Raw genomic sequence first — 11,873 nt, 5'->3', positions numbered from 1 at the left:
CTGTTCGGTGGCGGAGGCATTCCTCTCGCCACCCTCGCTACCCTTGGCCTGTGGCTCCGCCACTTAGTGGTATCCCTCGCCGGCACGCACCTTGCCGCGGAAGACCCAGTAGGTCCAGGCCGTGTAGGCCAGAACAATCGGGATCACGAACAGCAGGCCCAACAAAAGGAAGAGCTGGGATTCGTAGGCGGACGCAGCCTCCCAGAGGGTGTATTCCGGCGGAACCACATAGGGCCAACGGCTGACCACCAGGCCCAGATAGGTGGTGATAAACAGCCCCATGGTGGCCACGAACGGCATGCCGTCTTTGCGATCACGAACTGAACGGTAAATCTGGATAGCGCACAGCAGTGTCAGGACCGGCAGAATCCAGATGATGGTCAGGTTGGAGAACCAGCGTTCACGGACCATGTCATCCACAAAGGGCGTCCAGACACCGATGATGCCAAAGACCACAAGAACCGCCAGGAGCAAGGGCAGGGTGATCTTGTAAGCCCACTGCTGCAGATAGCCCTCGGTTTTCAGGATCAGCCAGGTGGAACCCAGCAGGGAGTAGCCGGCCAGCATGCCCAGCCCCGTCAGCACCGTAAACGGCGTGAGCCAGTCCAGTGCGCCGCCAACATAGACCCCGTTAGCGGTTTCGAAACCCTGGATATAGGCGCCGACCACGGCACCCTGAGCGAAGGAGGCGACAGTAGAGCCGCCGGCAAAGGCCCAGTTCCAAAGGTAGCGGGAAGTACGCGCCTTGAACCGGAACTCAAACGCCACGCCCCGGAAAATCAGCCCGGCCAGCAGCAGGAACACGCCAATGTAGAGGGCGGGCAGGAAGATGGAATACACCATGGGGAAGGCCGCCAGAAGGCCGGCACCACCCAGCACCAGCCAGGTTTCATTGCCATCCCATACCGGGGCCACCGAGTTCATCATGGTGTCCCTGGCTTCTTCATTCGGGGCGAAGGGGAAGAGAATCCCCACGCCCAGGTCGAAGCCGTCCATCAGCACATACATGATGATGCCGAAGCCGATAATGAATGCCCAGATAAGCGGCAGATCAAACAGTTCCATAATCAGTGACCTCCCTGGCGTGTGGGCTTGGCAGTACCAACAGTATCGTCGGAATTATGGTCGATTTCGAAAGGCACGTGTGCGGCGGAGAACGGACGCTTCGGCCGATCTGACTCGTGTTCGTCTTCATCCTGGTCTTCGAGACCCACATACAACACCCGCATCAGGTAATAGACACCGGCCGAGAACACCAGAGCGTAAACAACGATATAGCCGATGAGCGTAAACAGCGCCATGCCGCCGGTCAGAGACGGGGTAAGTGCTTGGGCCTGGGTCATCTGTCCGTAGACCAGCCAGGGCGCCCTACCGATTTCGGTTACAAACCAACCGGCCAACACCGCTATGAAGGGAGCAACACTCATGAATCGCATGCCCTGCAGGAACCAGGTGGTACGCCAGTAGCGACCGCCGGCCCGAAGGATCAGACCGGTTACAGCGAAGGCAATCATCAATAGACCAATCCCCACCATAACCCGGAACGACCAGAACACAATCGCTACCGGCGGCTGCTCATCGACGGCGATTTCATTCAACCCGGGCACTTCACCATCCCACTCGTGCGTAAGGATGAAACTGGCCAGGCTTGGGATGCCGATCTCAAACAGGTTCTGCTGGTTCTGCTGGTCAGGAATGGCAAACAGCAGCAACGGCACATTGCGGGAGGTTTCCCAGTTACCTTCCATCGCTGACACCTTCACCGGCTGGTGTTCCAGCGTATTCAGGCCATGAAAATCACCCACTACGGCCTGGGTGGGAGCAATGAACAGCAGCAGCCACAGGCACATGGACAGGGCTTTCTTGTTGGCCTCCACTTCGCGACCCAGCAGCAGGTACCAGGCACTGACGCCTGCCACCACAAAGCCGCCGGTCAGGAACGAGGCCAAAACCATATGGCTGAACCGGTAAGGGAATGAAGGATTGAATATGGCCTCACTCCAGGACGTTACGTAGAAAACGCCTTCCCTCAACTCGGTACCCGCAGGCGTGTGCATCCAGCTATTGGCAGAGAGGATCCAGAAAGAGGAAATGAACGTGCCTGTCGCCACCATGATTGCTGCCAGCAAGTGGATACCGGCCGGAACCTTGTCCCGCCCAAACAACAGCACACCGAGGAAAGCGGCCTCAAGGAAAAATGCGGTAACCACTTCGTAGCTGAGCATCGGCCCGAGGAAGTTGGCCGAGGCCTGGGCGAAGTTACTCCAGTTGGTTCCGAACTGGAACGACATCACGATGCCCGACACCACCCCCATGCCGAAAACCACGGCAAACACCTTGGTCCAGAAGGCAGAGAGCTTCACCCACACTGGATTTTCGGTTTTGAAGGCCAGGCCCTCGAGTACCGCGATGTAGGAAGCAAGGCCGATGGTAAACACCGGAAAAATGGCGTGAAATGACACCACAAACGCGAACTGGATTCGCGATAAGATGAGAGGATCAAGTTCCATGGGAACCCTCCGGTAACGGTCACATCAAAAAAACGGGCCCTGCGAACCCGTTCAGCCGCTGCCTTAGCTCATTTTGTTGTGTTGTTATTACCGGCAGATGATTACCATGCTACTAAACATGGCGTTAAACCCGATAGGGCGTTTTGTCGCACCCCTTGATTTAAAACAAGTATGGGTAAACCAATGAGCTTTTACGAAGACAGGATACTGCCACACATCATAGACCGCGCTTGCTCCATGGGCCAGGTGATGAAACTTCGTAGCCAGGTAGTTCCCCATGCCAAAGGAGTGGTACTGGAAGTCGGCATGGGCTCGGCCATCAACATGGAGTTCTACAATTCAGACCAGGTAGACATGGTGTACGGCCTGGAGCCCTCAGAAGGCATGCGCCGCAAGGCCCAGCCCAATCTGGCAAGGTCTCCCGTGAAGGTAGAGTGGCTCGATTTGCCGGGCGAAAAAATTCCCCTGGAAGATCACTCGGTAGACACCGTATTGCTCACCTTCACACTGTGCACCATTCCCGATTGGCAGGCCGCCCTCCAGCAAATGTGGCGGGTACTCAAGCCCGGCGGTGAACTGCTGTTCCTGGAACATGGCGAATCCCCCGACGACGGTACCCGCAAGTGGCAGCACCGCATCACCCCCGGCTGGAAAAAGCTCGCCGGCGGCTGCCACCTCAACCGCCACATCGCCGACCTGATCCGACACGCCGGCTTCGAAATCCAGGAACTGGAAAACCTCTATATCCCCAAGGCGCCGAAAATCGCCGGATACATCTACAAGGGCAGGGCAACCAAGCCCGCTAAGGCCAGTCCAGCCGCCTGAGCGCGAGGGCAGAATCCGAATTGCGTTACCCCACGCAGACTTATACAATTCTGCCCGTCAGAACCTCCCCCCGAATGCTCCGGTGGTGAAATTGGTAGACACAAGAGACTTAAAATCTCTCGACCTCACGGTCGTGCCGGTTCGATTCCGGCCCGGAGCACCACTATTTTTTCGACATAGCCTCCAGCATTTTATTCACCGCTTCCAGATGCTCTGGCTCGTTATGGCACATGCCCTGGAAGTTCGCACACACGTCGAGGAAATCCTTCAGCTCCATTCTCGGCGCCATTTTCATCAGGCGTTTGGTCAGGCGCGTGGCTTTCGGTGGTTGGCTGGCGATGCGGTTGGCCATGGCGTTTGCGGCGTTCAGCAGTTCTTCCGCTGGCACCACCTTCAGAACAATACCCAGTTCCTTGGCCTCGGCGGCATCGATCACACGGCCGGTGAGCGTGAGTTCGAACGCGCGCTGGTAGCCGATCAGGCGCTGCATGAACCAGGCACCGCCGTCGCCGGGGATGATGCCCAGGTTGAGGAAGGTTTCGCCGAACTTGGCGCTTTCCGAGGCAATGCGGATATCCGCCATGTTGGCCAGATCGAAGCCGGCGCCAATGGCGGGTCCATTTACGGCGGCAATGATGGGCACTTCCACATTCTGGAGGGCCAGGGGAATGCGCTGAATGCCTTTACGGTAACGGTCGGCGCATTCGGCCACGTCTCCGGCGAAATCGCCGCTGCGGTTGGCCATGTCCCGGATGTTGCCGCCGGCGCTGAAGGCGGAGCCCGCCCCAGTGATCACCAGTACCGACACATCGTCACACTGGTTCACCCATTCCGCGGTGGTCACGATGTCGTCAATCAGGTGTGAGCCTGTCAGCGCATTGCGCAGGTCGTGACGGTTGAGGGTGAGGGTGGCTACCCGGTTTTCCAGGGTGAGCAATGCGTCGGTGAGCTGGGGTACGGTGGTCATGTTTGCGGTTCCTTGTTTTTGATCAGCGCGTATCTTCGCGCGCGGGAACCGGATTAATCAACTGCCAGTCGCGCCTTGCGGTATCGGCTGACCTCCGTCCAACCGTGCGCCGCCAGGGCCGAGAACACAATGACACCACCCACCAGGCTGAGCTTCGGCGGCACTTCGCCCAGGAACAACCACACCAGGAAGGATCCGAGCACGGTCTCCAGAAGCAGCATCAGGCTGACTTCTGCCGCCGGAATGTAGCGTGGGCCAATCTGTATCAGAATGCAGGCGGTTGGCAGGAACACGAGGCAGAGCAGGGCGATAAAGAAGAAGTCCCGGCCCGATGGCATCTGGGCTCCACCAAACACAGCGGCTACGGCTGCCAGCACCAGGGCTCCGAACATGAGCATCACGCTCATGTCACTGTCGGGTTTGGAGCGCGCAACGTTGAGATTGGAAGCCAGAGCCGTGGCGGCAACCACCGCCATCAGCAGACCCAGCGGGTCACCTTTGCCGAATTCTCCCACGGCCATGAAGGTGGCACCGGTCACACACAGGAGGATGACCACCCAGGTTCGCAGCGGCAGGGTCTCCTTCCAGACCGCCCAGGCAATAACGGCGGCGATAACCGGTGCGGTGTTGAGAATTACCAGCACATTGCCGGCAGCGGTGTTCTTCATGCCCACCACGAATCCCAGGGTGCTGATAGCAAAGGCACCGGCGCAGAAAAGCCCTTTACGGCCGCATTTGCGGATTTCAGGCACCAGCCGGGAACGGTAACGGGCCCAGTTGATCACAAGGAAACTGAGGGCCAGCAATAAGCCCCGCCAGAACAGGAACACCACCGGGTCCACGGAGGTGATTTTCACAAGCAGCGCATCCGGGACGATAAACAGCACGCCGAGGGCGGCGATGGTCAGTCCTTTGATTCGGGTTGTCTGCAATGTGGGGTCGCCTGTTCCGGAGTGGTTTGTGGTTTAGCTTAAGGGTTGTCCTGTTCTGGCAACGGCTGGATGCTGTTGATGTCGCCAGTTGGTGTTGCTGGTTCGTCTTTGATGATGATGAAGATGGCTCCGCCAATAACCGCGATGGCAAAGATGGCTTTGAGGATTATCGATTTCGACATGCGTTTTTCCTCTCTGCATTTAGGCTTATACAAACAGCCTATGGGCGGCAGATCGCGATAACAACCTCAAGGCCCTGAAAACTGAGCATCCTACAAAAGTCGCTTCGACAGTATAGACGCAGTCAGCAATACTCTGGGTAAGTTTGCAGATTGCCCGGTGCAGCAACGTTAAAAATGGAGTGTCCCCATGACCGAACAAACAGCAGAACTGGTGCACAAGTACAGCGAGAATGGCATTACCACGCTCACGCTGAACCAGCCGGAGAAGAAAAACAGCCTTTCCATGGCCATGCTGGAGGCGCTGTCAGAAGAACTGGAGATTATCGCCTCCGATACGGAAACCCGGGTTGTGGTCCTGGCCGCCCACGGCAACGTGTTCTGTGCCGGCCACGACCTTCGGGAAGTGCGGGAGCAGTTTGATAGCCATGAGTTCCAGCTGGCGCTGTTTAACCAGTGCAGCAAGGTGATGCAGCAGATCGTGAACCTGCCCCGGCCGGTGATTGCCCGGGTGGCGGGTGTTGCCACCGCCGCAGGCTGTCAGCTGGTGGCCAGCTGTGACCTTGCTGTAGCGGCAGATACGGCGCGGTTTGCCACGCCCGGGGTGAACATCGGGCTGTTCTGTTCCACGCCGATGGTGGCACTGTCCCGCAATGTGTCCCGCAAGCACGCCATGGAAATGCTGCTGACCGGTGAAATGATCGGTGCCGTGAAGGCGGAACGCATCGGGCTGGTCAATCAGATCGTCGACGAGCAGCACCTGGACGAGATGGTCTACAAGCTGGCCCGCACCATTGCCGATAAGTCTGGCCACACTCTGAAGATCGGCAAGGAAGCTTTCTACCGGCAGCTGGAAATGCCGCTGGAAGATGCCTACGAGTACACATCGAAAGTGATGGCCGACAACATGATGGCCAACGATGCCCAGGAAGGTATCTGTGCGTTTCTGGAGAAGCGAAAGCCGGAGTGGAAAGACAGCTGAACCGGGTTTATAGAAGGAACCCGGGGCTTATTGCTCCGGGCAATTGTCTGTTCCGACGTAAAGCCGGTCACCTTGCCCGATTCCGTGTTCCTGGAAAAACCCGGCATTCATTTCCACCGCCTGAATAAAAGGCACGCCGGCGGGGTAGGAGGGGCAGCCCGCGCCACTGGCTGAGGCGCAGGGAACCATCTGGCGGATGCTGCCAATCACACCGTCCTGGTTCAGGTAGGCGATGTCCAGGGGAATCAGGGTCTTGTACATCCAGAAGCCGTGGCTGGCTTCCCTGAGCTCGCTGTACTCGAACAGCATACCGGCGTAGGGCGCCAGAGACGTGCGGCCCATCAATCCCTTCTGGCGCTGGTCGGCGCTACTGGCCACTTCCAGTTTTACCGGCACTGTGCTCGCTGCGGACACGAAACAGGCTTCAACAACCGGCAGACCCTCTTGCGGTGCGGCGATGCCTGAAGAACACCCGTAAATCAGCGAGCTGAACGCCAGCATAAGCCAGACTTTCAGCCCTCGAAAACCTCCCGATGCTGCCTTCACGAGCGCAACCGGTAGCCGGTTTTGAAGATCCACCAGATGCCCACCATGCAAGCAGTGAGGAACACCAGGGTCATGCCCACGCTGATGCCCACATGAACGTCTGACACACCGTAGAACGCCCAGCGGAAGCCGCTGATCAGATAGACCACCGGGTTGAACAGGCTCACGGTCTGCCATACGTCCGGCAGCATATCGATGGAGTAGAAGGTGCCGCCGAGGAACACCAGTGGTGTGACGATCATCATCGGCACAATCTGGAGTTTCTCGAACCCATCCGCCCAGATTCCGATGATGAACCCGAACAGGCTGAAGGTGATGGAGGTCAGCACCAGGAAGGAGAACATCCAGAAAGGGTGCAGCACGTCGTAATCCACGAAGAATTTCGCGGTGGCCAGGATGATCAGCCCCAAGATCACGGACTTGGTTGCAGCGGCGCCAACGTAACCCAGAACCACCTCGACATAGGACACCGGCGCCGAGAGGACTTCATAGATGGTGCCCGAAAACTTGGGCATGTAGATGCCAAACGAAGCGTTGGAAATGCTCTGCATCAGCAGGGACAGCATTACCAGCCCCGGGATGATGTAAGCCCCATAGGCGATGTTGTCGATATCCCCCATACGCGAGCCAATGGCGGAGCCGAAGACCACGAAATACAGGCAGGTGGATATCACCGGCGAAAGCACGCTCTGCATCACCGTGCGGCGCATGCGGGCCATTTCGAATTTGTAGATTGCGCGGATACCGTAAAGGTTCATGCCTTTCTCCGTTGGGCCGGCGGGCTTACTCGTGCACCAGGCCGACAAAAATCTCTTCAAGGGAGCTTTCCCGGGTTTGCAGATCCCGGTATTCGATTCCCAGATCCCCGAGAGTGCGAAGCAGCCTGGCAACGCCGGCCTGTTCCTGTTGGGAATCGAAGGTGTAGATCAGTTCGTAGCCATCTTCGGACAGTTCCACCGGTTCCAGGGTAAGCTCGCCCGGGACCTTGTCGAGCTTTTGTGCCAGGTGGAGGCGCAGCTCCTTCTTGCCCAGTTTGGTCATCAGCTGGGTCTTGTCCTCCACCAAGATGATTTCACCCTGCCGGATTACCCCGATCCGGTCCGCCATCTCCTCGGCTTCTTCAATGTAGTGGGTAGTGAGGATGATGGTTACACCGCTTTCCCGGAGCTTGCGCACCATCTCCCACATGTCACGGCGCAGCTCGACATCCACGCCCGCGGTTGGCTCATCCAGAAACAGAATTTGCGGTTCATGGGATAGCGCCTTGGCAATCATCACCCGCCGCTTCATGCCCCCGGACAGGGACATAATGCGGTTGTTGCGCTTGTCCCACAGGGAAAGGTCTTTTAGCACCTTTTGGATATGCGACGGCTTTGGCGCCTTGCCAAACAAGCCGCGGCTGAAGGACACGGCATCCCAGACGGTTTCGAACGAATCGGTGTTCAGCTCCTGGGGCACCAGGCCGATGGTCTCGCGGGCTTTGCGGTAATCTTTGACAATGTCGTAGCCGGCCGCTTTTACCTCGCCGGAAGAGAGATTGACAATGCCGCAGATGATGCTGATGAGCGTGGTCTTGCCGGCGCCATTGGGGCCGAGCAGGGCGAAGATTTCGCCACGGCGGATCTCCAGGTTGATGTTCTTCAGGGCCTGAAAACCGTCACCATATACCTTGCTCAGGTGCTTAACGGAGATATCCGGCTGCACGGGCGTGTCCTGTGGTCAAAATGGGTCGAATTGAAGGCGCGGTATTTTCTCATGACAGGCGCCAGTTTAGAAACCTTTGCCTTGGCGGGAGAAATCCCCATAATGCCCGGCAGGTTTGTTCGGGGTGCCGTTATGTTACGCGCTATTGCAGTGGCAGGATTGATTCTGGGGCTTATTGCCGTGGCTGTTTTCGGCCCCGGCATGCTTGAGGATGCGGATAAAAGCCGGGAAGGCAAGAGCGCAGCACCCACCGAACAGTGCGAGCTGCTCCAGGAAGGCCCGTGCCGGTGGTCAGACAACTCGGGGGATTGGGAAGTCAGCCTCAGTGAGGCGGGCGAGGGTGCCCAGGGCACTGAGTACCGCCTCACGGTTGTTACGCCGCAGCGGCCCGAACGTTTTCTTGCGGTGCTCCGGGGGGAATCCATGTATATGGGCGAGTACCCGGTGCCTCTGGGCAACCGAACCGGGAACGAATACTCGGCACGGTTCACGGCGCCGTTGTGTACAGTGGATGCCACCATGACCTGGCGCATCGATCTGCAGCAGGGGCAAGCGCCCATCGAAGGCATCCCGGTGAAGCTGGTTTTTCAGGCCGAACCCCACTGAGCCCGCGGGATCTGGCGGCCAGTCGGCTGACAAAGGGCCGGGATTGTGTAAAATCACTCTATCGCCACTACCAGGGACAACGTGATGGATTACGGAGATAGCGTTCAGAAAGTACTGCTGCGAAAAATCCGCAAGGCCGAGCAGGATCTGATTCAGCTCAAGCTGGATTACTGCCGGTTTGTCTTCGGCTTGACGCATCGGGCCAAAGTACTGGCCGATGGCGTGACCTATGTGGTGCGTTCGGTAGACGTGGACAGCATGGCCAATACCGATGATGGCGGGTTCAGCCGGCCCGAAATTACCGGCAGCCGTGCAGACGAACAGGATCACGCCGAACCTGTGGCGCTGGGCACCGACTGGGTGCTTGAAACCGCACCCAAACAGGCCGTTAAATAAACGCGTTAGCGGTAATAGCCTCGTAAAGACTCGATGTTGGCGGTACGTAGTGGTTATACCGCCAGAATTCCGCCCCTTCCAATCCCGCCCTGAAGCAGGCCAGGAAAACCGTACTGGCCGTCAATGTTGATATCGCCTGAACCGCCTCCGGCTGGCGAAGTCCGGTTTTTCGACTGGCAATCTGGGCAACGATGCCGGCAAGCGCTGTCGAGTGTCGGGTGCTTTTATCGCTGAGGGCACATCCGGCACCATAGAGCCAGGCAGCGGCATAAGCCTTGACGGCGTCTGGCGCCGTTGACAGTTCCAGGCCGTTAACACGGCAATCCCTTTCCTGAAGCCCTGCCAGAATATGCAGCCGGGTAATGAGCTCGGCACGGTCCGGGGCCGCATCGACAACCGGTTTGCGTACTGCAACAGGCCATTCTGAGGTGCCAGCGGTAAATTCTGGGGAATGAGACTCACCGGACTGTTTGCCTTGCCAGACCTTCTGATGGCCCGCCGCCAGGGGCTCTGTGCGCACCAGTGTGATCATCCTTATGGCGAGCAGGACAAGCAGGGCCAGAAGCCCCATCTGGATAAACACAATCAATCCGTTAACTATCATCACCAGAACTCTGAATGTTGCAGAAAGTGATCAGAGTGTAACGGAATGTATCCTGCTCATACCGCTAACCCGTCGCCATTAACGGGCCCCGGATTGACTGAAATGACGGAACTGTGACGAGGATCGCAACGGATCCTTAGCGTCACTGATTAACAGGTGGGCATGGTTTGAAGGGCCAGCTTGCGGCGAATGTAGCGGCCGAGGGCGTCGATGCCAATGTTCAGCAGGGCGGTTATCAGAATGAGCACCATGGCGCGATCAAAACGGATATTCTGGATCGCGCTGTCGACGTAGAAGCCCAGGGTGTAGATCCCGAGAATGCCCAGAATGGCAGTCTCCCGCATGATGATTTCCCAGCGATAGAAAAGGAAAGCCAGGAATGACCGGTAAATCCTCGGCACAAGTTCCCAGCTGTAACGGTTGAAACCGGTTGGCGCGTCTGGCCGCAGACGAATGCCATTGGTCTGCCGGCCTATCAGATGACCGATGATCCCGCCGTTATGAAGCGCAAGCGCGACCACCGCAGGCAACATCGAGGGCCCCCAGAGCTGCAGAAGAATATAGGCCAGGATGTATTCCGGGGTTGAACGGGCAATAACCAGAAACACATGGCCGGATGTGCGCCGAACCGGGCCACCGAAGTGGTTGGAGATCAGCGGGAAAGCGAGCAGGGTGAGGATACCGGTGGCCACCAGCGCAATCTGTGTGAGTATCACGGTATTCCAGATGCCGGGCATGGCCTGGTTGATCATCAGATCGTTGAACCAGGGGATCAGCCCGGCAAGGCCCTCACCATCACGCAGTGGACTGGGGACAATGTCCTCTGTGAAAAAACGCTCAACGTTGCCCCAGACAATGGGCAAGCCATCACCAAGGAAGAAGGGCGCGCCCACAATGTAGAAGGGCAGGATCTTCGGCTTAACCCACAAAGGCATGGTTGCGATCAGTACATAAAACAGAATGAGCATTGCGCCCGCGTCGGAATAGAGCCCCTGCGAGAACGAGGATTCCAGATAGAAGCCCAGCGTGGGCAGCCCTACGAACCCGAGAATGGCGCTTGAACGTAGGCCACACTCCAGGCGATAGGCTGTATAGGTGCGAAGCTGGACCCAGCAGTCCGGAATCCGGGTGTAAAGAAACGCCGCAATCGTTCCGGTGCCAGGAGGCAAGAGTCTTCTTGGCTCGGGGTCGGCTTCATCCAGGATTTCGGAATACACCTTGGCGAAGATCCCGGAATAAGGGATGGCGATTGCCAGCACACCGGTGAGCGGATGGAAGCCGAAAAACTGCAGAAAGATAAGGGCCCAGAAGAGCTCGTGAATAGCCCTTATAAAAGCACAGAAAATGCGCACCGGTAGGAAACGGTAGATCAGCGACAACAGGAAACCGCAAACGCTTCCCAGTGCTACTCCGACAAAAGCAAAGGCAACCGTTCTCAGCAGGGCGGTCATCAGACCCTCGCTGCTGAAAAAGTTGGGCGTTACAACCCCGAGGAAGAAGTTACCGAGGTCTCGCCACGGATTGGATGCCGTGATTGCAATGTCCGCGAATAGCAAGCCGATCAGGGCGACGGCAACAAAGATAAAGCTGGTGCGGACCGTTGGGGAAGAAAGCATGAAGAG

Annotated in this window: 14 protein-coding genes and 1 tRNA gene; 5 read left to right on the top strand and 10 right to left on the bottom strand. The window is 57.7% G+C overall.

The window, feature by feature from the left end; all coding sequences use genetic code 11:
* Window positions 1-63: 63 nt before the first annotated feature.
* Window positions 64-1,065, bottom strand: coding sequence for a cytochrome d ubiquinol oxidase subunit II (gene cydB / locus QZ534_RS02860; RefSeq protein ID WP_296931238.1), 1,002 nt, complete (start codon window positions 1,063-1,065; stop codon window positions 64-66).
* Window positions 1,066-1,067: 2 nt separating this feature from the next.
* Window positions 1,068-2,510 (bottom strand): cytochrome ubiquinol oxidase subunit I, encoded by a 1,443-nt coding sequence (locus QZ534_RS02855; protein WP_296931236.1) that lies wholly within the window; start codon window positions 2,508-2,510, stop codon window positions 1,068-1,070.
* Window positions 2,511-2,693: 183 nt separating this feature from the next.
* Between QZ534_RS02855 and QZ534_RS02850 the strand changes: the two genes are divergently transcribed.
* Together QZ534_RS02850 and QZ534_RS02845 are read left to right on the top strand one after the other, a co-directional pair.
* A complete protein-coding gene (locus QZ534_RS02850; protein ID WP_296931234.1) occupies window positions 2,694-3,335 on the top strand; it encodes a class I SAM-dependent methyltransferase in 642 nt (213 codons plus the stop codon).
* Window positions 3,336-3,411: 76 nt separating this feature from the next.
* Window positions 3,412-3,498, top strand: a tRNA-Leu gene (locus QZ534_RS02845).
* Here the strand turns inward: QZ534_RS02845 and QZ534_RS02840 are convergent.
* From QZ534_RS02840 to QZ534_RS02830, 3 genes are read right to left on the bottom strand one after another with little or no spacing between them, the layout of a single operon-like run.
* Window positions 3,499-4,302, bottom strand: a complete 804-nt coding sequence (locus QZ534_RS02840; protein WP_296931231.1) for an enoyl-CoA hydratase-related protein — start codon at window positions 4,300-4,302, stop codon at window positions 3,499-3,501.
* Window positions 4,303-4,355: 53 nt separating this feature from the next.
* Window positions 4,356-5,234 (bottom strand): DMT family transporter, encoded by an 879-nt coding sequence (locus tag QZ534_RS02835; RefSeq protein ID WP_296931229.1) that lies wholly within the window; start codon window positions 5,232-5,234, stop codon window positions 4,356-4,358.
* Window positions 5,235-5,272: 38 nt separating this feature from the next.
* The gene (locus tag QZ534_RS02830) at window positions 5,273-5,416 is read right to left on the bottom strand and encodes a hypothetical protein (protein WP_162841257.1); all 144 of its coding nucleotides are present in this window, start codon (window positions 5,414-5,416) and stop codon (window positions 5,273-5,275) included.
* A gap of 187 nt (window positions 5,417-5,603) precedes the next feature.
* Here QZ534_RS02830 and QZ534_RS02825 point away from each other — a divergent pair, with 187 nt between their 5' ends.
* Entirely contained in the window at window positions 5,604-6,395 is a 792-nt protein-coding gene (locus tag QZ534_RS02825) for an enoyl-CoA hydratase (RefSeq protein WP_296931219.1), read from the top strand.
* A 27-nt stretch (window positions 6,396-6,422) separates the two neighbouring features.
* On the opposite strand, the gene QZ534_RS02820 is transcribed toward QZ534_RS02825, so the two are convergent.
* The 3 genes from QZ534_RS02820 to QZ534_RS02810 are packed head-to-tail and all read right to left on the bottom strand — an operon-like array spanning window position 6,423 to window position 8,645.
* Window positions 6,423-6,941: a DUF192 domain-containing protein gene (locus QZ534_RS02820; RefSeq protein ID WP_296931217.1), complete on the bottom strand. Its 519-nt coding sequence runs from the start codon at window positions 6,939-6,941 to the stop codon at window positions 6,423-6,425.
* Window positions 6,938-7,699, bottom strand: coding sequence for an ABC transporter permease (locus tag QZ534_RS02815; protein WP_296931215.1), 762 nt, complete (start codon window positions 7,697-7,699; stop codon window positions 6,938-6,940). Before QZ534_RS02815 ends, QZ534_RS02820 begins: the two co-directional genes overlap by 4 nt.
* 25 nt (window positions 7,700-7,724) lie before the next feature.
* Window positions 7,725-8,645: an ABC transporter ATP-binding protein gene (locus tag QZ534_RS02810; protein ID WP_296931213.1), complete on the bottom strand. Its 921-nt coding sequence runs from the start codon at window positions 8,643-8,645 to the stop codon at window positions 7,725-7,727.
* A 132-nt stretch (window positions 8,646-8,777) separates the two neighbouring features.
* Between QZ534_RS02810 and QZ534_RS02805 the strand changes: the two genes are divergently transcribed.
* On the top strand, window positions 8,778-9,251 hold the full coding sequence (locus tag QZ534_RS02805; protein ID WP_296931211.1) for a hypothetical protein: 474 nt from the start codon (window positions 8,778-8,780) through the stop codon (window positions 9,249-9,251).
* An 84-nt stretch (window positions 9,252-9,335) separates the two neighbouring features.
* Window positions 9,336-9,647, top strand: coding sequence for a hypothetical protein (locus tag QZ534_RS02800; RefSeq protein WP_296931210.1), 312 nt, complete (start codon window positions 9,336-9,338; stop codon window positions 9,645-9,647).
* Here QZ534_RS02800 and QZ534_RS02795 read toward each other — a convergent pair.
* Together QZ534_RS02795 and QZ534_RS02790 are read right to left on the bottom strand one after the other, a co-directional pair.
* Window positions 9,640-10,251, bottom strand: coding sequence for a hypothetical protein (locus QZ534_RS02795; protein WP_296931488.1), 612 nt, complete (start codon window positions 10,249-10,251; stop codon window positions 9,640-9,642). The two genes, QZ534_RS02800 and QZ534_RS02795, sit on opposite strands and share 8 nt — an antisense overlap.
* A 149-nt stretch (window positions 10,252-10,400) precedes the next feature.
* The gene (locus QZ534_RS02790) at window positions 10,401-11,867 is read right to left on the bottom strand and encodes an ABC transporter permease (protein ID WP_296931208.1); all 1,467 of its coding nucleotides are present in this window, start codon (window positions 11,865-11,867) and stop codon (window positions 10,401-10,403) included.
* Window positions 11,868-11,873: the final 6 nt, after the last annotated feature.

The sequence above is a fragment of the uncultured Marinobacter sp. genome (assembly GCF_913055835.1).
Lineage (GTDB): Bacteria > Pseudomonadota > Gammaproteobacteria > Pseudomonadales > Oleiphilaceae > Marinobacter.
This window is presented reverse-complemented; position numbering and strand designations above follow the sequence as displayed.